19 protein-coding genes and 2 pseudogenes are annotated in these 26,636 nt (G+C 40.9%); 10 read left to right on the forward strand and 11 right to left on the reverse strand.

All coding sequences use genetic code 11. The annotated features are described in order from the left end of the window. The first annotated feature begins 6 nt into the window (after positions 1 to 6). A complete protein-coding gene (locus BWR56_RS02245; protein ID WP_076984380.1) occupies positions 7 to 1,899 on the forward strand; it encodes a M13 family metallopeptidase in 1,893 nt (630 codons plus the stop codon). Positions 1,900 to 1,937: 38 nt separating this feature from the next. Here BWR56_RS02245 and BWR56_RS02250 read toward each other — a convergent pair whose 3' ends face one another. Next, a complete protein-coding gene (locus BWR56_RS02250; protein ID WP_076984381.1) occupies positions 1,938 to 2,567 on the reverse strand; it encodes an MBL fold metallo-hydrolase in 630 nt (209 codons plus the stop codon). 618 nt (positions 2,568 to 3,185) lie between these two features. Here BWR56_RS02250 and BWR56_RS02255 point away from each other — a divergent pair. Further along, entirely contained in the window at positions 3,186 to 10,784 is a 7,599-nt protein-coding gene (locus tag BWR56_RS02255) for a YSIRK-type signal peptide-containing protein (RefSeq protein WP_081390672.1), read from the forward strand. Positions 10,785 to 10,865: 81 nt separating this feature from the next. On the opposite strand, the gene BWR56_RS02270 is transcribed toward BWR56_RS02255, so the two are convergent. The 3 genes from BWR56_RS02270 to BWR56_RS02280 all read right to left on the reverse strand — a co-directional run bounded on the left by BWR56_RS02270 (position 10,866) and on the right by BWR56_RS02280 (position 13,486). Next, the gene (locus BWR56_RS02270; RefSeq protein WP_049505267.1) at positions 10,866 to 11,942 is read right to left on the reverse strand and encodes a DUF2974 domain-containing protein; all 1,077 of its coding nucleotides are present in this window, start codon (positions 11,940 to 11,942) and stop codon (positions 10,866 to 10,868) included. 111 nt (positions 11,943 to 12,053) lie between these two features. Then, positions 12,054 to 12,830 carry a ferredoxin reductase domain-containing protein gene (locus BWR56_RS02275; RefSeq protein ID WP_049505266.1) on the reverse strand — a complete coding sequence of 259 codons (777 nt, stop codon included), beginning with the start codon at positions 12,828 to 12,830 and terminating at the stop codon, positions 12,054 to 12,056. A gap of 86 nt (positions 12,831 to 12,916) precedes the next feature. Continuing rightward, on the reverse strand, positions 12,917 to 13,486 hold the full coding sequence (locus tag BWR56_RS02280) for a TetR/AcrR family transcriptional regulator (RefSeq protein WP_049505265.1): 570 nt from the start codon (positions 13,484 to 13,486) through the stop codon (positions 12,917 to 12,919). Between the two features lie 321 nt (positions 13,487 to 13,807). Here BWR56_RS02280 and BWR56_RS02285 point away from each other — a divergent pair, with 321 nt between their 5' ends. The 5 genes and pseudogenes from BWR56_RS02285 (at position 13,808) to BWR56_RS02300 (ending at position 17,242) form a co-directional block, all read left to right on the forward strand. Next, complete coding sequence (locus BWR56_RS02285; RefSeq protein WP_000548981.1) at positions 13,808 to 14,485, forward strand: response regulator transcription factor; 678 nt, start codon at positions 13,808 to 13,810, stop codon at positions 14,483 to 14,485. Further along, a complete protein-coding gene (locus BWR56_RS02290) occupies positions 14,478 to 15,452 on the forward strand; it encodes a sensor histidine kinase (RefSeq protein ID WP_049505264.1) in 975 nt (324 codons plus the stop codon). The genes BWR56_RS02285 and BWR56_RS02290 overlap by 8 nt, the downstream gene beginning before the upstream one ends. A gap of 6 nt (positions 15,453 to 15,458) precedes the next feature. Then, positions 15,459 to 15,557 (forward strand): annotated as a pseudogene (locus BWR56_RS10085) (peptide ABC transporter); the annotation flags it as partial. Between the two features lie 55 nt (positions 15,558 to 15,612). Next, a pseudogene (locus BWR56_RS02295) lies at positions 15,613 to 15,914 on the forward strand (hypothetical protein). Between the two features lie 278 nt (positions 15,915 to 16,192). Next, the gene (locus BWR56_RS02300; protein ID WP_049505263.1) at positions 16,193 to 17,242 is read left to right on the forward strand and encodes a DUF389 domain-containing protein; all 1,050 of its coding nucleotides are present in this window, start codon (positions 16,193 to 16,195) and stop codon (positions 17,240 to 17,242) included. 211 nt (positions 17,243 to 17,453) lie between these two features. Here the strand turns inward: BWR56_RS02300 and thrS are convergent, their stop codons facing one another. The 3 genes from thrS to BWR56_RS02320 all read right to left on the reverse strand — a co-directional run bounded on the left by thrS (position 17,454) and on the right by BWR56_RS02320 (position 20,666). Next, entirely contained in the window at positions 17,454 to 19,397 is a 1,944-nt protein-coding gene (gene thrS / locus BWR56_RS02305; protein WP_049505262.1) for a threonine--tRNA ligase, read from the reverse strand. A 10-nt stretch (positions 19,398 to 19,407) separates the two neighbouring features. Continuing rightward, entirely contained in the window at positions 19,408 to 20,034 is a 627-nt protein-coding gene (locus BWR56_RS02310) for an adenylate kinase family protein (RefSeq protein WP_049505261.1), read from the reverse strand. A 257-nt stretch (positions 20,035 to 20,291) separates the two neighbouring features. Then, complete coding sequence (locus tag BWR56_RS02320; RefSeq protein ID WP_049505260.1) at positions 20,292 to 20,666, reverse strand: hypothetical protein; 375 nt, start codon at positions 20,664 to 20,666, stop codon at positions 20,292 to 20,294. A 206-nt stretch (positions 20,667 to 20,872) separates the two neighbouring features. On the opposite strand from BWR56_RS02320, the gene BWR56_RS02325 reads away from it, so the two are divergent. The 3 genes from BWR56_RS02325 (at position 20,873) to BWR56_RS02335 (ending at position 23,428) form a co-directional block, all read left to right on the forward strand. Beyond that, positions 20,873 to 21,724 (forward strand): metallophosphoesterase family protein, encoded by an 852-nt coding sequence (locus BWR56_RS02325; protein WP_076984382.1) that lies wholly within the window; start codon positions 20,873 to 20,875, stop codon positions 21,722 to 21,724. A gap of 160 nt (positions 21,725 to 21,884) precedes the next feature. Then, on the forward strand, positions 21,885 to 22,826 hold the full coding sequence (locus tag BWR56_RS02330) for a hypothetical protein (protein WP_049505258.1): 942 nt from the start codon (positions 21,885 to 21,887) through the stop codon (positions 22,824 to 22,826). A 164-nt stretch (positions 22,827 to 22,990) separates the two neighbouring features. Next, positions 22,991 to 23,428, forward strand: a complete 438-nt coding sequence (locus BWR56_RS02335) for an Rrf2 family transcriptional regulator (RefSeq protein ID WP_049505257.1) — start codon at positions 22,991 to 22,993, stop codon at positions 23,426 to 23,428. Between the two features lie 142 nt (positions 23,429 to 23,570). Here the strand turns inward: BWR56_RS02335 and BWR56_RS02340 are convergent, their stop codons facing one another. The 4 genes from BWR56_RS02340 to BWR56_RS02355 form a co-directional block, all read right to left on the reverse strand. Then, positions 23,571 to 24,353 (reverse strand): DUF4037 domain-containing protein, encoded by a 783-nt coding sequence (locus BWR56_RS02340; RefSeq protein ID WP_071851460.1) that lies wholly within the window; start codon positions 24,351 to 24,353, stop codon positions 23,571 to 23,573. A 128-nt stretch (positions 24,354 to 24,481) separates the two neighbouring features. Beyond that, the gene (locus tag BWR56_RS02345; protein ID WP_049505256.1) at positions 24,482 to 25,141 is read right to left on the reverse strand and encodes an amino acid ABC transporter permease; all 660 of its coding nucleotides are present in this window, start codon (positions 25,139 to 25,141) and stop codon (positions 24,482 to 24,484) included. Between the two features lie 9 nt (positions 25,142 to 25,150). Beyond that, positions 25,151 to 25,828 carry an amino acid ABC transporter permease gene (locus tag BWR56_RS02350; RefSeq protein ID WP_049505255.1) on the reverse strand — a complete coding sequence of 226 codons (678 nt, stop codon included), beginning with the start codon at positions 25,826 to 25,828 and terminating at the stop codon, positions 25,151 to 25,153. Positions 25,829 to 25,840: 12 nt separating this feature from the next. Next, positions 25,841 to 26,635, reverse strand: a complete 795-nt coding sequence (locus BWR56_RS02355) for a transporter substrate-binding domain-containing protein (RefSeq protein ID WP_049505254.1) — start codon at positions 26,633 to 26,635, stop codon at positions 25,841 to 25,843. Position 26,636: the final 1 nt, after the last annotated feature.

Here is a 26,636-nt window from a genome sequence, read left to right on the forward strand (position 1 = left end):
AACAAGATGACACGTTATCAAGACGATTTTTATGATGCAATCAATGGCGAATGGGAAAAAACAGCTGTCATTCCAGCTGACAAATCTCGAACAGGTGGTTTTATTGACCTTGACGAGGAAATTGAAGAGTTGATGCTGGCGACTACGGACAAGTGGTTGGCAGGTGAGGATGTTCCAGAGGATGCCATCCTCGCAAACTTTGTTAAGTACCATCGTATGGTACGTGATTTTGACAAGAGAGAAGCAGATGGGATCAAGCCTGTTTTGCCAATGCTCAAGGAATACCAAGATTTGGAGAGTTTTGCAGATTTCACCAGCAAACTGGCAGAGTTTGAACTAGCAGGGAAGCCAAACTTCCTTCCATTTGGTGTATCACCAGACTTTATGGATGCCAGAACCAATGTTCTCTGGGCCAGTGCACCAGGGACGATTTTGCCAGATACGACTTACTACGCTGAAGACCATCCTCAGCGTGAGGAGCTCTTGACTCTTTGGAAGGAAAGTACTACGAATCTTCTCAAAGCCTATGATTTTTCAGATGAGGAAATCGCAGACTTACTAGAGAAAAGATTGGAATTGGACCGTCGTATTGCGGCTGTAGTGCTTTCTAACGAAGAAAGTTCAGAGTATGCCAAACTCTACCATCCATACGCTTATGAAGATTTCAAGAAATTTGCTCCTGCCCTACCTTTGGATGATTTCTTCCAAGTAGTTCTTGGCCAAACTCCAGATAAAGTTATCGTAGATGAAGAACGTTTCTGGCAAGCAGCAGATCAATTCTATAGTGAAGAAGCGTGGCCTCTACTCAAAGCAACCTTGATTTTGGGTGTGGTCAATCTCTCAACAAGCTATCTCACAGATGAGATTCGTGTCCTGTCAGGTGCTTATGGTCGTGCCCTTTCAGGTGTTCCAGAAGCTCAGGATAAGGTCAAGGCAGCTTATCACTTGGCCCAAGGACCTTTCAAGCAAGCTCTTGGTCTCTGGTATGCGCATGAAAAATTCTCCCCAGAAGCTAAGGCTGACGTAGAGAAAAAAGTAGCGACTATGATTGACGTTTATAAGGAACGCTTGGCTAAGAACGACTGGCTCACACCTGAAACGCGAGACAAGGCCATTGTCAAACTCAATGTCATTAAGCCTTATATTGGTTATCCAGAAGAGCTACCAGCCCGCTACAAGGACAAAGTAGTGGATGAAACTGCCAGCCTCTTTGAGAATGCCCTAGCCTTTGCGCGTGTGGAAATCAAGCATAGCTGGAGCAAGTGGAACCAGCCGGTTGACTACAAGGAGTGGGGTATGCCTGCTCACATGGTTAATGCCTACTACAATCCTCAGAAGAACTTGATTGTCTTCCCAGCGGCCATTTTACAGGCTCCTTTCTATGACTTGCATCAGTCGTCCTCAGCCAACTACGGTGGTATTGGTGCTGTTATTGCTCACGAGATTTCTCACGCCTTTGACACAAATGGTGCGTCCTTTGATGAAAATGGTAGTCTCAAGGATTGGTGGACAGAGAGTGACTATGATGCCTTTAAAGAAAAAACGCAGAAAGTTATCGACCAGTTTGATGGCCAAGAATCTTACGGCGCAACGATTAACGGGAAACTAACCGTATCCGAAAACGTTGCCGACTTGGGCGGAATTGCTGCAGCCCTTGAAGCTGCTAAGAGAGAACCAGACTTCTCAGCTGAAGAATTCTTCCACAACTTTGCTCGTATCTGGCGCATGAAAGGCCGTCCTGAGTTAATGAAACTTATGGCCAGTGTTGACGTACACGCACCGGCTAAACTTCGTGTTAATGTCCAAGTGCCAAACTTTGATGCCTTCTTTACAACCTATGATGTCAAAGAAGGCGACGGAATGTGGCGTGCACCAGAAGACCGTGTGATTATTTGGTAAGATAAAAACCAGGGATGTTATCCTTGGTTTTTTGCTTGCTAGAAAAAGGGATTAAAGGTCTTTTCGTGAGCGATCGTCGTAGCTGGACCATGCCCAGGGTAGACATCGTAGTTAGGAAGAGTAAAGAGTTGCGTCTGAATGCTATGGAGGAGTTGTTCCGTGCTACCTGTAGGAAGGTCTGTCCGTCCGATGGTTTCTCGGAATAGAGCATCTCCCGTCAAGACTAGATGAGCATCAGGAAAGACCAGGGAAACACCGCCGATAGAGTGCCCTGGGGTCGGTAGAACGGTAAAACGAAATTCCTCAAGCTGGTATTCCTCATGAAAGACATAGGTGTGTTCTGCTGGTTTTGCGACCACATCTGCCATATCATCATGACGAGGGAGACCAGAGAGATTATCTATAGGTGTATAAAGCCAGCTAGCTTCACTCTCTGCTACATAAACTGGGGGATTTCCAAAAGTCTCACGAACCAAGTCCAGACTCATAATATGGTCGTAGTGGGTGTGGGTCAGGAGAATCGCGCAGACTGGTTTGTTGATTTTTTCGATAGTCATGCGAATAGCTTCCCAATGGCTACCTGGGTCAACCACAATCAGGTGTTGGTCTCCTTCCAGATAATAAGTGTTTTCATAGGCAACGGGATTCACGGTTTTATGGATTTTCATACTGGCTCCAATCTCAAAGAATGTACTAAACTAAGTATAGCATAGAAGAGGGAAATAAAGTGAAAAGAAAGTCCCTCTTTTGTATTCAAGGTTGGTTGATTTATATTAAAAAAAGAAGGAAATTGCTGTGAGAAGACTTGTTATATTTTTAGTTGAATGGTAATAAGAACATAGAACAAATAAGAAATAACTGATAAAAATACGGTTTCTTTTATTGAGAACGCATTTGGATTTTATAGTTATAATTATAAATAAAATATGTTAAAAAAAACATTTGCGAAGTGTATCAAAATATAAATATAATAATTTGATACATTAAATAGTATTTTATTTATTTTCATATAATAACAAAAACAAGGTTTACAGCTTGTAAATAAAGGGTTTTAATAGAGTTTTATGAATCAAATAATTTGAATATTATAATTTTATTTTAAATAAAATTATAAAAATTGTTGAAAAAGATAGGGAAAAGTGTTAGTATGAATATGCATATTGAATATGAGGATATAATCCTTTTAGAATAATGAAATTTAAGGACCATTTTTTGAGTAGGGAAGAAATTTCGTTTTTTCTATATTTCAATATCGATATAATAAAAATAGGAAGGTTGTGTATCTTATGAAGAGTAAGCAACAGGATTTTAGAACGGAGAAGTACATTCGTTATGGTATTCGGAAGTACAGCTTTGGGGCAGCGTCGGTGGCAATTGCGGCCGGTTTGATGATGTTCCTAGGTAATGGTGCGGTATCGGCAGCGGAAGTACAAGGTGCAGATGCAACAGTGGCAACGACAACACCAGTAGCAACAAAGGAGTCGGAGTCAACTATAACGGCGGAGAAATCTGAAGCTAAGGCGTCAGAAAAAGTAGTAGAGACTAAAAAAGTTGATAAGACTGCTCTGACTAAAAAAGTAGTTGAGTTAGAAGCGAAGATTGCATCTGCAAAGAAAGCTGATGCAACAGCGATAGCTACTGCAAATGAAGTATTGATTGCGGCAAAGGCAGTTCTTGCAAACGAAACTGCAAAACAGGCTGATATCGATGCAGAGCATGCTAAAGTTGAAGCTTTGATTACAGTTGTAGTTGAGTCAGACGAAGCTGGGAAACAAGTTGAGGAAACAGCAGCAACTACAGCAGTCAAACCAGTGGCGACCACTGCTACAGAAAAAGCAGAAAAAGTAGAAGAAACTGTCGAACCAGTCCAAGAAGGTAAAAAAGTCTTAGAACAAGTTACGTCTGAAGCTGAGGTAACCAATGTTTTAGCAACTGAAGCAGTCCGGAAAAATAAGCTTGAGGCTGAAAACAAAGCGGCAATTGAGGCGGCGATAGCTAATAATAAAGAAGTTATTGCAGAAACTAAAAAAGTCCTAGCGAATGATACCCTTACAGCTAAACAAATCAATGATCAATTGTCACGCTTAAATGATTCCATTATTGCTGTCTACAATGATTTGAAGAAAGCAGGAATCGGAAAAGATGGAAACTTTGGAGTAGCTTTGGCTGCTCAAGATTTCTATGCCGAAGAGGGTTCTAACACAACTCATGCATCAGAAACAAACGCTTCAAATCATACTGGTAAAGATACCTATACAATTCCGGTACAAGAAATTAAATTAATTACGGGTACTGATGCTACAGGGTTAGAGATAGAAGTCTATTCTAATCAACGGACTGGTGAAGATACCAATGCTGGAAATGGGATGCATACAGAACAAGGTGGAAAAACTGGTCATAACAACAAAGGACGTGTAGACTATCCATTAACCCCTGATGCTGCTAAAAAGTTAGCTGAAGAAGCACCACTTTGGAGAAATAAACTCCGTGCGGATGGGTCAAGAATTTCAAACGCTGCGACGTCAATATACTCTGCTAACGGTGGTTATGAATACCTAGCTACAGAAATTTATGGCTATGGGTATGAACAAGGAGTTGACAGAGTTTATATTAAAGGTTTGAAAGATCGTATTGCAGTTACAGAAAAAGCTAAGCAAGCTGGTTGGAGTCTTACCTCTGTAACACCAACTAACCTTGTACCAGGTGTTGCTTATGATGAGGCGACAGATACCATTCAAGGTAAAGTAATTGCTGGTATTGAAAATGGAGTGTATGACTTACGATTCAATATTACTGCAACGAATACAGATGGGCGGACTGTCACCTTCCAAATTCAGAATCTACGTGCTGGTTGGGTAGGTTGGCAAGATAGCACACCTCCTACAATTCAGTCAGATTCAGCTCGTTATGATAGAACTGTTGGTGATGATGCGAATATCAATCTTCGTTTTCATGATTCTTCGGGAGCTAGTGCGATACCTGGCAATTCAGCAGGAAACTATGACTATACAACTGCTGAAGGTAAAGTAGTTAAAGTTCGTCAAAATTCTTCTAAAGCAGTCACAGGTGTCTCAGGCTACAACACTATAGGAGCAGAATTAGATGATTCTAAAGTGTTGATTCCTGGTACCAACTATACTGTAACAAACAGTACTGCTGAAGAGCAAAAAGCTGCTGGAACCAACATGGGTAATGCTGTCATTGGAGGTAAGGTGACAGAGGCAGGTATCTATACCGTTTCAGTATTTGCTAAAGATTATGATAAATTATCTAATAGTACGACATGGAATCAGTCAGGTCAAGAGGCTCACGGTTCTATTACTGTAGTTGTTAAGCCTAAAGTTGAAGTTCAAAACGTTGAAACCTATTCAACAACAGTTCCTGTTAAAATCTCGAAAGGTGCTACAAGTGCTAAGGTTACAATGCCAGATGGAACTGTAACAAACTTGAAAGCCGTTAATGGTAAATGGCTTGTAGATAGTGGTTCAACCAATACTGCGGTTACTGAAAATCAAGAACTAGGTGCTGTAGATTCAAATACCGTCTTTAATATTCCAGTCACGTCAGAAGCAACTGCAAAAGTTGGTGTTGATAATATCAAAGTAGAAGCATCAGCTGAAAATGTTAAGGGAACTTTCTTACGTGAGCGAGTTGAATTGAATGGAACTGATGGGCAAAAACACACTGCAGTTTTAAATAGTACATCTGGTCACTGGGAGCTTCCTGCTGACTATGCCGAAGTGAAAACAGCAAATGGAGATGGGACTACAACTTGGACGAAACGCCAAGTATACACTGAAGCGAAACTAGATGGCGGTATGAAATTCTTCATTTACGAATATACTCGTCAACTTGATAAAGATGGAAATGTAACCAGTGTAACTACTCCTGATCGTCCAATGACGGAATATGTTTCTCAAAATACTAACCAAGCTGGCGATGGTATGTCAGTAACTATTACTTTTGACAAACATTCAAACACATGGACATCATCAGATGGAACAGAAGTTACTGCTAAAAAGTTGGGTGATGATTCATGGGAAGTTCATACTAAATCAGGTTTTGGTGGAATCATTAGAGGAACAATCGCAACTAACTCAGATGTAGCGACTGTTGTCAATACGAAACCAACTGCAAGCTCACAAGATTATACTTCTACTAAAGGAACTGCGGTAGATCTCCGTAATGAAGCAAAAGCTGCAGTGACAATCTCTGATGCAGAAGATACTAAGTACGGAAAAACAACTTACATTACTCGTATTACAGTAACATCTCCTTCAGGAGTTCAGAAGGTTTATGACACTAAACAAGATGCAAACAACTATAATCTTGCTAGTGGTTATACACTGAGTGAAGTGGGAGTCTATACAGTAACAGTTGAAGTTATTGATAGTAATGGCAATTACACAACAGATGCTACAATAGGTGGAACTGAATCTGGTGTGGATCATGGGGCTGGCTCATCAACCGCTACAACAACTTACCACATTACAGTAACAGACACGATTGAAGGTCATAATGTAACATCCACAGATGTTCAAGGAGCGACTCAAACAGGTACTCCAACCTTTACATCTGTTGGTGATGGCTCACCTGTGGCACCAAGTGCTACTTCACCTGCTAAGTTGGTAGATCCTACCACTGGTAAGTTAGTTGACCAAGTAACAATTGATGGTCAAGGAACATACACAATTAATAATGAAACTGGTGTTGTGACATTTGTTCCGTTGAAAACATTCACAGGTACAGCAACCCCAGTGACTGTATCATTAACAGCAACTCTTGGTCAAGATAAAGATGGACAACCTATTACCACTACAGCGACAGCAACATATACTCCAACTGTTACACCAGTTACTCCAACAGCAACTCCTGCAGAATCAACTGGTATCCAAGGCGCTACTCAAACAGGAACGGTAGCATTCAAAGAAGGACACTCTGTTGCTCCAATCAAGCCGAACTCAGCTGTTCTTCTTGATAAGAATGGTACTCCGGTAGCACCTGGAGCTTCAGTAGATGCTTTGGATGAGAATGGTAACAAAGTAGGGGAATATACAATTGACCCAACTTCAAATACTGTAACATTCAGTCCAACCGATAAGACTTACAAAGGTAAAGTCCAACCTGCAACAGTTCAGGCTGAAGATGAGAATGGTACAAAAGTTAAGACAACTTATACTCCACATATTGTAGGTGTTACTCCAACAGCAGAACCTGCTAAGTCAGTTGATGTCCAAGGAGCAACTCAAGAAAGTACAGTAACATTCAATGGTGGTACGACTACACTGGATGGTAAACAGGTGACTGTAGATATTGACCCAGCTACTTTCACTCTTTTAGATGAAACCGGAACTCCAGCAACATCTGTTCCAGCTAAAGACCCTAGTGGAAATGTTATTGGTACATATACTCTGAAAACAGTTGGTGAACAAGCCGTTGCAGTCTTTACCCCAACTGATAAGACTTATAGTGGTGAAGTTCAACCTGTGCGTGTACAGGCTAAAGATAAAAATGGTATTTCGGTTGAAACAACTTACACACCATTGATTACGCCAGTTACACCAACAGCAACTCCAGCAACTTCTGAAAATATTCAAGGAGCAACACAAACAGGCACTCCTACATTTGTTCAAGGTGATGCAATTGCACCAATTAAACAAGGTTCAGTAAAACTTCTTGATAAAGAAGGAAATGAAGTTCCTGCAGGTCAGACAACTCCAGCTTATGCTGAAGATGGGACTACTGAAATTGGTACATTCTCTATTGATCCAACAACTGGAAAGGTAACCTTTAGTCCAACGGATAAATTGTATTCTGGTAAGGTTACTCCAGCAACTGTGCAAGCAGAAGATGAAAATGGAACTAAAGTGACGACAACTTACACGCCACAAATTATCCCAGTAAATCCTATTGGAGTTCCTGCGACTTCTGAAGATGTTCAAGGTGCAACTCAAACTGGAAAACCAGAATTCCAAGGTGGAACTGCAGTTGTCAATGGAAAAGAAGTTACTGTTGAGATGAATGACACTGTTCCAGCTAAATTGATTGATTCTAAAACTGGAAATGTTGTGGATTCTATCACTATTCCGGGTGAAGGTACTTATACTGTAGCACCGGACGGAACAGTAACCTTTGTTCCTGAAAAAACCTTTACAGGTCAAGCATCAGGCGTTGAAGTTTTACGTGAAGACAAGAATGGAACCCCCGTTACAGCAAGCTACACTCCAGTTGTTAAGGCAGCAATTCCAACAGCTACTGATGCTGTTACAGAAGACATTCAAGGTGCAACTCAAAAAGGAGTGCCTACATTCCTAGGTGGTAGGGTTACTGTTAATGGAGTGGAAAAAATTGTTCCTATTGATGAAGCCAAGGGTCTTGAACTTATTGATCCAAAAACAGGAAAACCAACAGATCAACCAATTGTCATTCCAGGCGAAGGAACTTATACTGTAAATAATGGTATGGTAGAATTTAAGCCAGAACCACAATTTACTGGAAAAGGAACAGGTGTAGAAGTACAACGTGTAGATGAGAATGGAACTCCTGTAAAAGCTAAATACACTCCAGTTGTTAAACCAGCAACTCCAACAAGTTCGGATGTTATTACAACAGATGTTCAGGGTGCAACTCAATCAGGAACACCAACATTTGAAGGTGGAAAAGTCAAAGTTAATGGTATTGAGAAAACTGTTGAAATTGATGAAACAGTCAAACCAACGTTTGATGATGGTACAAAAGAGAAGACAATTCCAGGTGAAGGTACATATACTATTGATGAAACTGGAAAAGTAACCTTTACTCCCGAGAAGACATTTACAGGTCAAGCAACAGGTGTGACTGTTAAGCGTGTTGATAAGAACGGAACCCCAATTACAGCTAAGTATACCCCAGTTGTTATCCCGGTTACACCTACTTCAAAAGATTCTGAATCAGAAGGTCCGAAAGGACAACCTCAATCAGGAACACCAACATTTGAAGGCGGAAAAGTAACAATCAATGGTAAAGAAATTCCGGTAGAAATTGATGAAACAGTTAAGCCGACCTTTGACGATGGTACAACAGAGAAGAAGGTACCAGGTGAGGGTACATATACTATTGATGAAGCTGGAAAAGTTACTTTCACACCAGAGCCAGAATTTGTAGGTCGAGCAACTGGAGTAACAGTTAAACGTGTTGATAAGAATGGAACCCCAATTACAGCTAAATACATCCCTACTGTACGTCCGAATACTTCATTTGTTGATACTAAAGGAAATATCCTAGCACCAAGTGAAGATGGTTCGCAACCTAAGAAAGATATTCCAGGATATAAAATTGTTGAAACTAAGGTTGATGAAAAAGGCAATGTGGTCCACGTTTATGAGAAGGTTAAGACTAGTCATAAGGATAAGGAAGGCAATGACATTCCAGGTTATCCAACCGAAGACGGCGAACAACCTAAGAAGGATATTCCAGGCTACCGCTTCGTAGAGACCAAGAAACTTCCAAACGGCGACACAGAACACGTTTATGAGAAGGTTAAGACTAGTCATAAGGATAAGGAAGGCAATGAAATTCCAGGCCACCCAACCGAAGACGGTGAACAATCTAAGAAAGATATTCCAGGCTACCGCTTCGTAGAGACTAAGAAACTTCCAAACGGCGACACAGAACACGTTTATGAGAAGGTTAAGACTAGTCATAAGGATAAGGAAGGGAATGACATTCCAGGTTATCCAACCGAAGACGGTGAACAACCTAAGAAAGATATTCCAGGTTACCGCTTCGTAGAGACTAAGAAACTTCCAAACGGTGACACAGAACACGTTTATGAGAAGGTTAAGACTAGTCATAAGGATAAGGAAGGGAATGAAATTCCAGGTTATCCAACCGAAGACGGTGAACAACCTAAGAAAGATATTCCAGGTTACCGCTTCGTAGAGACTAAGAAGCTTCCAAACGGTGACACAGAACACGTTTATGAGAAGGTTAAGACTAGTCATAAGGATAAGGAAGGGAATGAAATTCCAGGTTATCCAACCGAAGACGGTGAACAACCTAAGAAAGATATTCCAGGTTACCGCTTCGTAGAGACTAAGAAACTTCCAAACGGTGACACAGAACACGTTTATGAGAAGGTTAAGACTAGTCATAAGGATAAGGAAGGCAATGACATTCCAGGTTATCCAAGCGAAGGCGGTGAACAACCTAAGAAAGATATTCCAGGTTACCGCTTCGTAGAGACTAAGAAACTTCCAAACGGTGACACAGAACACGTTTATGAGAAGGTTAAGACTAGTCATAAGGATAAGGAAGGCAATGACATTCCAGGCCATCCAACCGAAAACGGTGAACAACCTAAGAAGGAAATTCCAGGTTACCGCTTCGTAGAGACTAAGAAACTTCCAAACGGCGACACAGAACACGTTTATGAGAAGGTTAAGACTAGTCATAAGGATAAGGAAGGCAATGAAATTCCAGGACATCCAACCGAAGACGGCCAACAACCTAAGAAAGATATTCCAGGTTACCGCTTCGTAGAGACTAAGAAACTTCCAAACGGCGACACAGAACATGTTTATGAGAAGGTTAAGACTAGTCATAAGGATAAGGAAGGCAATGAAATTCCAGGACATCCAACCGAAGACGGTGAACAACCTAAGAAAGATATTCCAGGCTACCGCTTCGTAGAGACTAAGAAACTTCCAAACGGCGACACAGAACATGTCTACGAAAAAGTTGTTACTGCCCCTCAACAAAAGCCGACTGAGCAATCTCCAACTACTAAAGCAACCAAAGAATTACCTAATACTGGTACGGAAGATCATGCAGCTTTGGCAGCTCTAGGAGTACTTGGTTTGATGAGCGGATTTGGACTTGTGTCTCGCAAGAAAAAAGAAGACTAATTCTATACTCGAGATTCTAAGTAGTATCCATTAGTTTCTGAAACAAAAAACCAACTAATCGTTAGATTAGTTGGTTTTTGTCTATTCTCGATTTTTCCAAGCTTGGTAGCGAGTGTCAATCAAGAGTTGGGTTAAGCGTCCCATGGTTTCTCTTTCTTCGGGAGTGAGGGATTGGGCTTGGACAAAGAGATGGTGAACGTGTTCAATGACCTTGAAGGAAGAGAGGTCGTTGATAGAGGAGATGCCTGCATCAAGAATGATTCCAAAAAAGAGGTCAAAGTAGAGCTGCAGTTCCGTATCAGGGACCGTTTCAACCCATTCCTTGAAAGTAGTGTCGACTTGTTGGCTGTCACTATTGGTCTCGTCTAGTTGGACAAAGTGTTTGTCTTCAACCTGCCAACTAAAGGTGTCGTGCTGAGCAAGGCCACCTAAGGCGGTGCTTCGAACGACGATTTTTTTGTCCGGAATTTCCAACATCATTCCGATGATAGACCCTTGCGGGATAAACACTTTCGTTCTTTCCATCATGTTTTGATAGCCTGGTGTTTCGGTTAGTTCCTTGTGAAGCCCAGGGGCATCAAAAGTATAGACAGAGATAATGTTTTTCTGCAAGTTTGGATCAAGTTGACTGGCAGCATAGACAGCTAAATTGCCCCCTTTTGAGTGCCCTGCTAGGATAACCTTTTGCTTAGGATGTTGAGCAAAAAAGTTCTCCAAATATTGGAGGGCATGTTTTTGAGCAGGGATTTCCTTCATATAGGTCATATGGAAATCTTCTTTCCAACCGATGATACTATCATCCGTCCCACGAAAAACAAGCAAATAGGTATCGAGACTGATACGATAAGTCATGGCTGCAAACTGTTTTTGCAATTCAGGATCGATATCGTTGATAAAATCTGAGAGCTTGCAATTTTTAAAGCGTTTGTGTTGAGCGAGCTGATTCAATAACTGGAGACGATTTTTATTGGTCAACATCGTCGTGTCTCTAGGGATTTGAGGTGCAAGATCTATGAGGCGCTTTGGTTCTTGGGTAACTACATCATCAAAAGGAAGATAGGTTAATTCGGTCAAGGCAAGAACGTCTAACTCATTCACGGGGTGATCATAAAAGGAATCGTATGCTACATCATTTAAGTAGTCAAAAATATTGGCCATAAAATCTCCTTTCTCTATGTTTATCCTATCACATTTACCTAGAATTAGCTAGTGGGCTTGTTCGAATGACCTAGTAGGGTTGGATTGAAATACATAGAAAATAGATTGCTCCTATTTCAAACCTCTAAACGAGCTTACTTGTATGTTTTTGCTATCAATCCCATTTTCCTTTAAAAAATTCTTCATCTCATTTACATCATCAGGCTGACCTGTGATGAGATAGCTGGCTTGATTGCCGTATTCATCAATAGCACGTTTTACAAATTCTTGACTTTGAGAAAGTTCCTCGCTAGTTTTATAAGTAAAATTCGATGTTTTTTGAGCCAGTTCTTTCATCTCATTATCGAAAATAGTAACTCCTTTGTCAAAATGGTTGAGAATAATTGGAGCTTTACCAGACCATTCTTTGATAAGGGGGCGTAGAGCAGAAATACCAACATCAGATGCAAAGCAAACTAGTGGCTGATTCGTATCTTTAACAGTCAAAGAGGAATCCAGCCAACTCATCTCAATCTCACTGCCAGATGGTAAATGTGTCAAGGTGTTCTTAAAGTTGCTACCACTATTATGAGTCAAAATGAGAATTTCATCTTCATCAGGTGTGGAGGCAATGGTTAGCCATCGACTGGTTTGCTCTCCCTTAGCTTCATATTTACTAGCAGTAGACGAGGTATCAGGGAGTGCAAACTTAGCATAAGCCCCAACTTTCCAGATTTGATGACTCGGTTTTGTGATATGAATTAAATATAGATCTCCGCTGGGGTTTTCGATGGATTTTATCGATAATGTCTGGCTTCGTCCAAGATAAGCGATGGCACCCCAAGTTATAATACATAGCGCTCCAAGTGTTGATAGAATGATAATAAACATTTTTTTACCTCTTTTCATTTTTTATAACTCCTGTTCTTAATTTTATGAATGAACTATAAAAATATTCATTCATATCTTTTCAAAAAAATAAAGAAATCCATTCTTTATTTTAGAACTCCTTTAATGAAGTTGGTCGCAAGTATTTCAACAGTTTTGCCAATATCTGGAAAATCTTTTTCCGTGATATGCATATCCATATAGTAAAACAGATTATAAACCTGTAAAATATCTTGAATCTTTTCTGGCGAGTACCCTTCAGCCTGCATACGATTTGTAAAAGTTTTAACTAGAAACTGATGAAAAGGATTTGCGACTTTGCCTTCTTCCGAGGAATAGTAGCTGTGCAACTCATCTGCGATGGCAGGATTGTACCATTCTGCAAGGATTTTATTGGAAGAAACGAGAGTTCTGGACTGAGCAAATAGTTGACCAATGAGGTCGATCATGTCAATTTCCCAATCCAGTTCTTCGATCATAGCTTGGCGAACACGGTTGTTTTCATCTATATAGATGTCTAGAAAAATGGCTTCTTTACTCTCGTAATAGTTATAAAAAGAACCAACTGCAACACCAGCTTGCCTAGCAATTTCTGAAATACCTGTTGCCTTGTAACCTTTTTTCGAAAAAACTTCATAGGCTGCAGTCTTTAAAGATTTTTTTTTGTCCAATAGGATTTAACCTCCTTTGCTTCATGAATGAATAAATCTATTCGTTCATTCATATTCTAACAAATCATGGATAGCTTGTCAATAAGAAGGCTAGATCTATTAAATAAGTGAAAGAAACGCTAACTAAATGAGCACAAAAAGGAAAATATAGGATAAGGCTGGAACTATAATTAAAAATAAGGTATGATATCAGTGGGAATGTTCTCTATTTAGCATCTGTTTTCTTATCTGGATTTGGGAAATAGGCTTCTAAACAGTATGAGATACTGATCCGTAAATCTGATATGAAGAGTTTTGATACTTTGAGAAATAGCAAAGGAGGAGCGCATGCACAAGATTTTACTAGTAGAAGATGACCAAGTTATTCGGCAACAAGTGGGGAAACTGCTCTCTGAGTGGGGCTTTGAGGTCGTTTTGGTAGAAGATTTTATGGAAGTATTGAGCCTTTTTGTTCAGTCAGAACCTCATTTGGTCCTCATGGATATTGGTCTGCCTCTTTTTAATGGTTACCACTGGTGTCAGGAGATTCGTAAGATCTCTAAGGTGCCCATCATGTTTCTGTCTTCGAGAGACCAGGCGATGGATATTGTCATGGCGATCAATATGGGGGCAGATGACTTTGTAACTAAGCCTTTTGACCAGCAGGTCCTCCTTGCCAAGGTTCAGGGTCTGTTGCGCCGTTCCTATGAGTTTGGCCGTGATGAAAGTCTGCTAGAGTATGCGGGTGTGATCCTCAATACCAAGTCTATGGACCTGCACTATCAGGGGGAAGTTCTGAGTTTGACCAAGAATGAATTTCAAATTTTGCGAGTGCTGTTTGAACATGCTGGCAATATCGTGGCGCGTGATGACCTGATGCGGGAACTCTGGAATAGCGACTTTTTCATCGATGATAACACCTTGTCTGTAAACGTTGCTCGCTTGCGCAAAAAGTTGGAGGAGCAAGGTTTAGCAGGGTTTATCGAAACCAAGAAAGGGATAGGATACGGACTGAAACATGCTTGATTGGAAATCATTTTTTCTAGCCTATCTGCGTTCTCGCAGTCGCATCTTTGTCTATATTTTTTCATTAGGCTTTCTCGTCCTTCTCTTTCAGTTTTTATTTGCTAGTCTAGGAACTTATTTTCTTTATTTCTTTCTGCTCAGTAGTTTTTTGACCTTCTTATTTTTGGCTTGGGATATATTTGCAGAAGCTCAGGTTTACCGGCAGGAAGTACTCTATGCTGAGAGAAATCCCAAGTCTCCTCTGGAATGTGCGCTAGCAGAAAAGCTCGAAGGGCGTGAGTCTGAATTGTATCAAAAGAAGTCTGAAGCGCAGAGCAAGCTGACGGATTTGCTTGATTACTACACCTTATGGGTTCACCAGATCAAGACGCCCATTGCAGCGAGTCGCCTTTTAGTAGCAGAAGTCTCTGATCGGGAGGTAAAGCAGCAGCTGGAACAGGAAATTTTCAAGATTGACTCCTATACCAACCTGGTTTTGCAGTACCTGCGTTTAGAGAGTTTTCACGATGATTTGGTCTTTGAACAGGTTCAAGTGGAGGACTTGGTCAAGGAGATGGTTCGTAAGTACGCACTTTTCTTTATCCAAAAGGGACTGACGGTCAACCTCCATGACCTTGACAAAATTATCGTGACCGATAAGAAGTGGTTGTTGGTCGTCATTGAACAAATCCTTTCAAACAGCCTCAAGTACACCCAGGAAGGTGGGCTAGAGATTTATATGGAAGGCCAGGAGCTCTGTATCAAGGATACGGGAATCGGGATTAAAAACAGCGATGTACTCCGAGTCTTTGAACGTGGTTTTTCAGGCTACAATGGGCGTTTGACCCAGCAGTCATCTGGACTTGGCCTCTACCTATCCAGGAAAATTTCTGAAGAGCTGGGCCACCAGATTCGTATCGAGTCTGAGGTTGGGATAGGAACAACCGTTCGCATCAAGTTTTCCAATAGGAATCTGATAATTGAGTGAGCATAGTTGATGATAACCTTATCCATCTGTGGAACTTTTGTTTTAGTCGATATCTCTATTTTTATGATAACGTCTAGAAGTTACCGTAAGATTGTCCAGATGTAAAAAATGTTACACTAGGAAACGACTAGAATATAGTCAAAAAATAAAAGAGGTAAAAATGAAAGAAAGTTATTTTGACGGAGGAATCCTAGATTATATTGGATACTCTATCTTAGTAGCCATAGTTTTCGGGCTTACCTTGGGGATCGCAACATCTTAGGCGGTTTGCATGATGCAAAATTGCAAACCAAACACACGGTAGTAGATAGTCAACGTCTATACTTTGACAGGACTGGAGCACAACTATTCGGCAACTGGATCAAGTGGTTTCTTCTAACCATCATCACGTTTGTAATCTATGGCTTCTGGTTGCAAATCAAAATGAAGCAATGGATTGTCGAACACACCAATCATGTTTAAAGATTAAAACGGCATCTTCTTTCAGAGGAGATACCGTTTTTTCTTTTTCGTATAAGGAAACAAAAATTTCTTCCTTTTTCTATCTGTTCAATTGATAGATTTCTTTGGAGAAAGACTGTAAAATTTTTGATATAATGTTAAGGATAGACTGATGGATGCTTAAAGGATAATTTTCAAAAACATAACAGGTGAGAATTAAAAATATGTAAGATTGAAAAGAAGTCTCTCTGCTATCATCCAAGCAGAAACAAGAGTATATGAAATAAAAGGAGTAACCAATGACCGGAAATTATTCAACACGTGAATACCGTGAGAAATTATATGATGATCTTCATGTTCGATTAAGAGATATAGTGATTTTGATGTGTGCGATTTTTATTGCCTCTATAGGTTTAAATATGAATTCAACAGCTGTCATTATTGGAGCCATGCTGATTTCCCCTCTTATGACACCGATTGTTGGACTGGGTTTTGGTTTAGCTATTTTTGATACCCGTTTAATCAAACAATCTCTAGAGGTTTTATTTACTCAAGTATTGGTCAGTTTGCTTGTCTCGACTCTGTATTTCTGGATTTCTCCCTTATCTTATGCAAGTAGCGAACTGATTGCACGAACCTCTCCAACCATTTGGGATGTTCTCATTGCTATTGCTGGTGGGATAGCAGGTGTAATTGGATCAAGGAAAAAAGAAGCAAACAATATCGTGCCAGGAGTAGCCATTGCAACAGCTCTGATGCCACCTATCTGTACTGCAGGATATGGTTTAGCTAATGGAAATGTACGATTTTTATTTGGGGCTCTCTATCTTTTTTTGATCAACTGTGTCTTTATCATGCTAGCCAACATTGTTGGAACAAGAATTTTGATGAGAAAATCTCCCTTAAGTTCATTTAAAGAGCTAAACATTAAAATGAAAATTGGCTTGACATCCTTGATTGTATTATTGGTTCTTCCAGCCAGTTATTCAGCAGTCACTCTGTCGATAGAACAAGCGCGAAAAGAAGGAATCAAACAGTTTATAGCAAAAGAGTTCGCCAATCACACGGTCATTAATCAAGTCTACAAGTCAAGGAATAATGAATTGGTCTTGACGGTTGTTGGAGATCCGATTTCAGACGAAGAATTAGAAACGCTCCACCAAAAACAAGCCTCTTACGGTATTCAATCTGTTGAATTGAAAGTCAATCAAGTCCATAATTCGACAAAATTAGACAGTGATACGACCAAGGAATTTTATGAAACTATTAACAAGTATATCGATCAAAAACTCTCTGAAAAGGATTCACAAAAAGATCTCGTAAAAGAAAAAGAAGCAGACAAGGATTGAGGATATTGAACTTTTCTAACTCGAGGAAGCAAATCTTGGGAGGATATCCTACACCCAAAAATTAGTGGATAGAAAGAATTGTTGACGAGGCTGCCATTTGTGGTGGTTTGACCAATCACTACTAGCTCAGCTTAATCAAAATATAAAAAAGCAACAACTGAAATAGTTGTTGCTTTTTTGGTGGCTGAGATTTTGTTCCAGGTTAAATGGTTTATTTCTCAACGCGTGATTTGTTGGCGATATCAGCAAGGATAGCTTGGACAAAGTCATCAACTGAGACAGTGTGTGTTTCTTTTTGGCCGTAGCGGCGAACGTTGACTGTTTTGTCTTCCATTTCCTTGTCCCCAACGATCAATTGGTAAGGAATTTTGCTTGTTTGTGAAGCACGAATCTTGAACTGCATTTTTTCATTGCGCTCATCTACATCTGCACGGACACCACGGTCACGGAGTTTTTTAGCTACTTCCCATGCGTAGTCCACGTGTTTTTCGTTAGATACTGGGATGAGAGTTACTTGGTGTGGGGCAAGCCATGTTGGGAAGGCCCCCTTGTAGTTCTCAATCAAGATAGCTGTGAAGCGTTCCATAGTTGAGATAACCCCACGGTGAATCATAACTGGACGGTGTTCTTCACCATCAGCTCCAATGTATTTGAGGTCGAAGCGTTCTGGAAGCAAGAAGTCAAGCTGGATAGTCGAAAGGGTTTCTTCTTTTCCGAGAGCTGTCTTAACTTGGATATCCAATTTTGGTCCATAGAAGGCTGCTTCACCTTCAGCTTCAAAGTAGTCAACACCCATTTCATCAAGTGCTGCACGAAGCATGGTTTGGGCATTTTCCCACATCTCATCGTTGTCAAAGTACTTGTGAGTATCTTGAGGGTCACGAAGAGAGAGACGGAAGCGGTATTCAGTCAAGTTGAAGTCTTCATAAACATCGATAATCAACTGAAGGGCACGTTGGAATTCTTCTTGGATTTGTTCTGGAGTAACAAAGAGGTGACCGTCGTTGAGAGACATTTCACGCACACGTTGAAGACCAGTGAGGGCACCAGATTTTTCATAACGGTGCATCATACCAATTTCAGCGATACGGATTGGCAATTCGCGGTAAGAGTGAACATGGTGTTTGAAGACTTGGATGTGGTGTGGGCAGTTCATTGGACGAAGGACAAATTCTTCCCCGTCACCCATGTCCATGGTTGGGAACATGTCTTCTTGGTAATGATCCCAGTGACCAGAAGTCTTGTAAAGCTCCACAGAAGCAAGTGGTGGAGTGTAAACGTGTTGGTAGCCAGAAGCCAACTCTTTGTCGACGATGTAGCGTTCCAATTCACGACGGATCGTCGCACCGTTTGGCAACCAGAATGGAAGTCCTTGACCAACTTCTTGAGAAATCATGAAGAGGTCAAGCTCTTTACCAAGTTTACGGTGGTCACGTTCTTTAGCTTCTTCACGCATTTGAAGATAGTTCTTCAAGTCTTTCTTATCAAACCAAGCTGTCCCGTAGATCCGTTGCATCATCGCGTTGTCGCTATTTCCACGCCAGTAAGCACCAGCTACATGGAGAAGGTGGAAGATTTGGATACGGCCTGTTGATGGAACGTGAGGGCCACGGCAAAGGTCTACATATTCACCCTGACGGTAGATAGTCAAACCGCCTTCGTCCTCAGAGTGTTCTTCAATCAATTCCAACTTGTAAGGGTCGTTTTTGAAGATTTCACGTGCCTCGTCTTTCGTCACTTCTTCACGGATTGATGGGAAGTTTTCTTTGACGATTTTTTGCATTTCTTCTTCGATACGAGGAAGGTCTTCGTTGGAGATTTGACCAGCCTGATTGTCCGTATCATAGTAGAAACCATCTTCGATAGCTGGACCAACTCCCAAGTGAATGTCTGGGAAGAGGCGACGAGCTGCTTGGGCAAACAAGTGGGCAGCTGAGTGACGCAAGATCGGAAGGGCATCTTCGTGATCAGGTGTCACGATTTCGATGCTTCCATCTTCAGTGATAGCACGAGTCGTGTCGATGAGTTTGCCGTTGAATTTACCAGCCAAGGCTTTTTTAGCGAGGGAATTGCTGATAGATTGGGCAATTTCAAAAGTAGTAACGCCAGATTCGAATTCACGAACAGCGCCATCTGGGAAAGTAATCTTAATCATGGTTTTCTCCTTAAATATTTATTCTATTTTTGTTGGACAATTTTAAGAGCCTAGCAAATTCTTCCGCAGTCTGATTCTCTGATTGACTACCATCTGTTACGAGGCTAGTATAGCCTAATCTCACCGCTTCCTTACGAACCATTTGAGCAAAAAGAATGTCTCGTTGCATCCAGTTTTCAAAAGCTTGATCGGGGTTGGTTGTACCCTCTAAGACATAAGGAACCCATTCTCTCTGTATATAATGCTTTTTTTGAAAATCAGCTGTCGGAGTCAAGCATAGATAGGAGGATGCTTGACATTCAAGCTCCTTTACTAAGTGAGGCAAAAGTCCTGCTCCCTCCACCAAGAGAGGTCTGTTTTGATTCTTTATCAAGTAAGATTTTACATAAGGAAAAATCTCTTCATAAAAGCGCCATTCTTCATCTGCCATCTCTTCTGGATTTCTCATCCAGATTTGTTCTGGATTTCTATCCTGCCTAAGAAGGCAAATTGGCTGTGAGTCTTCACTTGCTTGACTCATCATCTTTTCTACCAAATCATCCAGTTTGATATGAAGTAGTTGATACTGTCTAGCAAGAAGTGAGGCAATTGTTGACTTTCCACTGCAAGGCGATCCGCCAATCATATAAAGCATCATTCTTCCTCCTTCTGACAAAACAAAAACGACATCCTAAAAGGACGTCGCAACGTGGTTCCACCTTCATTCATGTTCCTCAAAAAAGAGGGACACCTCTGATTGGCTTTAACGTAGCCACCGTTTTATGTTTGCATAAAAGTCAGTAGAGTAGTATCAGTTTAGGCTTTCTATGCGTTTCCAGCAACCACGCACTCTCTAGTAGAAAGGGACTAAGTGACTTGTCTCTATGCATTATTATAGCATGATTGCGAGAATTTTCAAGGTTTTTGTATAATTTTTTTATTTTTCTCTCGCTGGAAGACATGCTTGATCCCCACACCAGCAGCCAACCCAAGTAGGGCAAAGAGTTCATAGGCTAGGAAGTAAAGCAGGATGAACTCACCAAAGGTGATGATAGTAAAGCAATAGAGCAGACCAATGCTGAGTAGCCACCAAAGTGAGAAATGAAATCGATAGCTATAAAGTAGCGATACGATAAAGGTTACTAGAGGTGAAAAGAGGACGATGTTGTAAATGTACAGTCCCTTCAGTGTATATGGGTCAGAGATGAGTAGAGAGAGGAGTTCATAGAGTGGCCAGTAAAAGAAGAAAATTACAAGGTAGTATGGGATATACTTAAGATAATTCCGCATGGCAATAGTCCTCCAATCTGCAAAAATTGAGAGATATTTGAGAGATATTGTAGACCACATAATCCTAAATGAAGGGGAAATCTCTACTTATATTATAGCACGATTTAGAAGCTCTTACAATTTAATCCAGTGATCAATGATAGTGATCTTTTCGAGTGTTTTCTGTTATAATACTAACAAAAGAAGTAAAAGGGTAAGGAGAAAGAATGACCAAAATAGCAGTTCTTTCAGACATACATGGAAATACGACAGCTTTGGAAGCTGTTCTGGCTGATGCAAGAGCGGCAGAGGTAGATGAGTACTGGCTTTTAGGAGATATTCTGATGCCAGGAACAGGGCGTAGAAGGATCTTGGACCTATTAGCTAGCTTGCCTATTACAGTAAGAGTGCTGGGAAATTGGGAAAACAGTCTCTGGAGAGGCCTGCATCGCAAGTTAGATCCTACAAAAGCGAGCCATCGTTATCTCCTGCGTCAAAGTCAGTACATCTTAGAGGATGTCAGCCCTGAAGAAATCGAAAACCTCAATAATCAACCCATGCAAGTTCATCGTCAGTTTGGTGATTTGATGGTAGGAATCACTCACCATCTCCCTGATAAAAACTGGGGAAGAGAGTTGATCCATACGGGAAAGCAAGAAGATTTTGATAGATTGGTGACGAATCCACACGCCTCTATCGCAGTATATGGCCATATTCATCAACAGTTGCTTCGTTACGGAAGTGATGGACAGTTGATTCTTAATCCAGGTTCCATTGGACAACCCTTCTTTCTAGATGCGAAGTTGCGTAAGGACCTGCGGGCCCAGTATATGATTATAGAGTTTGATGAAGCAGGTTTGTCTGATGTTGATTTTCGTCGTGTGGATTATGATGTAGAAGCTGAATTGCAGTTGGCTAAGGATTTGAAGCTCCCCTATTTTCAGGTCTACTATGAAAGTTTGGTAAATGGGATTCACCATACTCATAACCATGAATTGTTGGGTCAGATTAGTGAACAAGAAGGTTATGATCAGGATGTTGAACTCTGGATGGAAAGAGACAAAAAAGATTGGTTTTAAGAGGATTTCTAGCTAGAAAACAGATAGTCTAGGAACTGTTGTTTTCCGATAAGTCGAACTGGATACGAATTGTCGGCTTCTCAAATTTATGTTAGAATAACGGAATATAACTAATTTGAATCTCATACTAATTGATATTCAAAATAAGAGGAGACAGATAATGAAACCAGAAGAGTTACACGCTATTGCCTCGGAGTTGGGCTTGCAATTTGACGAAGATTCGCGTAGTATTTATGGCACGCAGTCAGGCTATTTATTATTCCTGCAAGAAACTGACGTGAAAAATCAGTTTCGACTTTGTGTCAGTGTGAGTTTGAATGGTAATCCTGCGGATTCAGAAGAAAATGAATTGGTTTGGGATGAGTTTAAGAGTGAATCTCTTCCAAACTTGTCGACCTTGTCTATCAACCAGTACCTTGTTTCTTTTGTTGTAAAAGGTGCCATGCGCAAATCAAAAACAATTGAAAAGTTACAGACGCTCATAACAGACCTCGTTGTCTTCCTTGAAACCCATCATTTCGTACAAGTCTGTGCCTACAGTGGTCAGGAAGGCCCCGTTGGTCTCTATCAATTAGGTGATTCAATTTTCCTTATCAACGAGGAAAGCTATCAATTGCTGAAGAGCAACCTTCAAATTGAGGTGGATTCTTATCAAAACCAGAAGGAAAATGTTCTTCTTGGAGCAGTCGGTGCCTTGCTGGGTGCCTTGATTGGTGGAGCAGTTGCTCTATTTATCGCACGTCTAGGTTATGTAGCTATGGTAGCGGGTATCGTTCTGGGGATTTGTACCATTAAAGGATATGAAATCCTTGGAAGAAAGGTATCTCGAAAGGGGATTGTGATTTCCTCTATTTGGATGGTGATTACTGTCTTTCTAGTGAATCAAATTGATTTGGCGATGGAAGTCGTTGCCAAACTAGGGGTTGAGTTTGCCTTTGCTTTCCGAGTGGTGAATCAATTAATCTTTAGCGGTGATTTCCCAGATAACTATTTTTATAATCTAGCTATGTTAGCTGTGTTTACCTTAGTTGGTGCTGGGGTGTCTATCAGCTCGGTTTGGTCAAGTCATAAAACAAAAGGGATTGTCCGAAAAATTGCATAAAAAATAAGTCTTTGTATGCCCTCTACCGTTCTGGTTGTCAAGAGGGATACAGGACTTTTTGCATGGAGAAGGTAATCATTCGTTAATATTTGACAGGATAAGCAAATAAGGTATAATGTTTATACGGGAAAAGATGAATAAAATATCAATGAAAGGAGAAGAAGATGCAAATTTCAAGCCGATTTACAATTGCGACTCATATGATGATTATTATTGCAATGCAGGATACAGAAAGTAAAGTAACCAGCGATTTTCTTGCAGCTAGTGTCGGAGTCAACCCAGTCATTATCCGTAAGACTTTATCGCAACTCAAAAAAGCTGGATTGATTTCAGTTGCTCGTGGTACGGGAGGAACTGAGATAATAAAAGACCTTCAAGAGATCAATTTGTTGGATGTCTACCAAGCTGTGGAGTGTTTAGGAAAATCTGGTAAGCTCTTTAGTTTCCATGACAATCCAAATCCTAATTGCCCAATTGGTGCGAATATCCATGCAGTCTTGGACCAAAAGCTGTTCGATGTTCAAGCAGCTATGGAAAACCAACTGCGTCAGACAAGTCTGGCTCAGGTTGTAGCTGATGCTCAGAATAAACTGTCTAAGTGAGAGGACTAAGGTTCTCTTTTTCTATTGCCGCTCTTTTTATAAGTTGGGCAAGAAGAATTGTGGTAAAGTGTACTAGATGCTTTACGGTAAACTATAAAGAAAAATGTGAGCCTCAGTTTCAGGTTCACATTTCATTTTTTACTCATGGCAAAATGGCCTTTAGTTGGTTCAGAATGGTTTGTAAGGTTACGATCGCTTGTTCTCCTTGTTGTGGTTGGTAGAGTAGTTGGAAATACTTGCGAATAGTTTCTTCAAATTGCTTAGGGAGGAGTGTACAATGGGCCTTTGCATACTCCAGCATCCGTTTTTCACCAGGATGGGTTTGCTCATTGAGCGCAAATAACAAGTCAAAGTAGGAAGCAAAAAACTCACTCGTACGATGATTCATACTGAGAAGATCTTGGCGTTTGATAGCTTTTTCTATTTGGTGAGAGAAGGCAGGCATGGCTTGTTCTAGCAAAAGGAGTTGCCTTTCGATGATATGCATTTTGAGTTCCTGTGGATAGGGAATCTGGTAGGTTCTTTGGAGAGAAGCATAGTGTCCATTCGGGTCATATAGAATCTTGCTGTGGAGTAGATTATGCCACATGCAAGTTGTATAAGCATTTTGAGCTTTGTGTTGAAAAACGGTTGAGTTCAATTCCTGTTCAAACGACTCCATCGAATGATAAATCAACTCGATTTCGATACCGTTGTTTAGTACACAGTCGTCCTCTAACTCCCAAAACTGGTTTCCAATTTCCATATAGGAGCAGTATTTACTCAAAATTTTTAGGCGATTCGCCTCATCAATAGGAGAGTTGAGATAGACATAAACGTCATAATCAGAGTTTTGATCGTAGGCTTGTCCTGCACGAGAACCACCAAGAGCAATAGCTTCTACTTGTTCCAGTTGAGAGAATTCTTTGCAAAGTTCGTGGATCATGATTTTTCTCCTTACTTTATGGTTTTAAAGTCATTTTACCAAAAAGTAAAACGTTTGCATAGCATTGAGTTACTCTTTTTCATTTATAGCAAAAATGTGAACCCTTGTTTTGAGTTCACATTTCGTTTTTATTCTGCGGCTTGTTGCCAATGTTTTGCTAGCTTATGAGAAAGGCTGGAAATGGCAAAGTTAAAAATAAAATAAATCAAGGCAATCAGGATATAAAGACTGAAGACCTGCTCTGGTTCGAAATAGCGTCCCATGAGAATTTGGCTGGCGCCAAAGAGTTCTTGTAGGGCGATAACAGAGTAGAGAAGACTGGTATCCTTAATCACAGTTACAAACTGAGAAATGATAGCTGGCAGCATTTTGCGAATCGCTTGTGGGAGAATGATGTAGTAGAGGATTTGCGCAGAGGTGAATCCTTGCGACATTCCTGCTTCGTACTGGCCCTTGTCCACGGCATTGAGGCCGCCTCGGATAATCTCAGCCAGGGCTGCTGAGGTAAAGAGGGTAAAGGCTGTAATACCAGCTGGTGTGGACTTCATCTTAAACACCAAAAAGATGGTGAAAATCCAGAGGAGGTTGGGAACGTTACGTACAAACTCGATATAAATGCTGGAGATGATCCGTAAGACAGGATTTTTCCCATTTCTCATGACGGCTAGCACTGTTCCGATAAGGGTCGAGAGGACGATAGCAATCAGAGAAATGTAGAGGGTTAAGCCAAATCCTTTAAAGATAAAGATTAGGTTATCTGGGGTCAAAACTTCTAAAATAGATTCCATAGTAACCTCCTAAAGTGAATAGGCTTTTTTATTGGCTTGCTCCATCTTGCGACCAAACTGGGCAACAGGGAAGCATAGAGCAAAGTAGAGAAGTGCAGCGCCTAAAAAGGCTGGGATATAGTTTCCGTTGAGAGCCGACCAAGACTTAGTCACAAACATCAAGTCTACTCCAGAGATGATAGCTACGGTAGAGGTGTTCTTGATGAGGTTAACAATTTGGTTGGTCAATGGAGGGAGAATGATACGGAAGGCTTGAGGCAAGATAATCAAGCGCATGGCACTGATATAGGTAAAACCTTGCGACAAGGCGGCCTCCATCTGACCGCTAGGAATAGACTGAATCCCTGAACGAATTACCTCAGCGATATAGGCGCCGTGATAGAGTCCCACACAAAGTACAGCTGTCCAATAAATCGGAATCATGATGGTGTGTTCACTGATAAGAGGCAAACCATAAAAGACGATGACAAACTGCACCAAGAGGGGAGTATTTTGATAAAATTCCACAAAGATGCGAGCTAAAGCACGCAAGAATGGGCGTTTGCTGGTTGACATGGCTCCAAAGAAGATGCCCAAAACCATGGCGAGGATAAAGGAACCAACCGCTAGGGCAAGGGTGAAGAGGAAACCATTGAAAAATTGTCCAAAATCCTGAAAATAGGCTGTCCAAGATGATAAATCTGTCATGGGGTGTCCTCCTTAATCTGCGGTATGGCTAGATGGTTTGAGCTTGTAACGGTCATAAAGTTTCTGCAAACTACCATCCTTGCTCCATTTAGTGACCAAGGTATCAAGATAGTTGTTTAGCTCGGTATTTGATTTCTTGGTGACGATACCGTAGTCAGATGGTTTGAAACTATCATTTAGTAGTTCTGTCCGTTTGCTGATGTAGCCAGACAGGATAGAGCGGTCCACAGAAAAGGCATCAATACGGTGAGCGTGAAGGGAAGTAATCAATTCTGGGTAAGAACCAAGCTCAACGAATTTAAAGGTTAGACCTTTCTTTTTACCCAATTCAGTAATCAAGCGCTGGGTGATGGAGCCTTGGGCAACCCCAATAGTTTTACCGTTTAGGTCCTCAATGCTTTTGATGTTGGCGGATTTATTGACCAAAAAGCCAGAAGCGTCCGTATAGTAGGGACTGGTGAAGTTGTATAGTTTTTTACGTTCATCTGTGATGGTGAAGGTTGCGATATCCATGTCGACCTGTTCGTTGTCTAGTAGTGGACCGCGGGTTTGAGCGGTAACAGGAACGTAGCGAACCTTGACCTTGAGTTCGTCTGCAATCATCTTGGCTAAGTCAGTTTCGATACCAGAATAAGTACCGGTCTTGGGGTCCTTGTAGCCAAAATTAGGAACGTCTTGTTTGACACCGACAACTAGTTCGCCTCTTTTTTGAATGTCTGCGACACTGGTATCAGCCTGAACTGGTTTGGCAGCAGCAAGACCGAAAAGGCTAATTAATAATGCTGATAAAAAGAATTTCTTTTTCATA

Origin of the sequence: Streptococcus oralis (assembly GCF_001983955.1) — a bacterium.
In the GTDB taxonomy this organism is placed as follows: Bacteria; Bacillota; Bacilli; order Lactobacillales; family Streptococcaceae; genus Streptococcus; species Streptococcus jiangnanensis.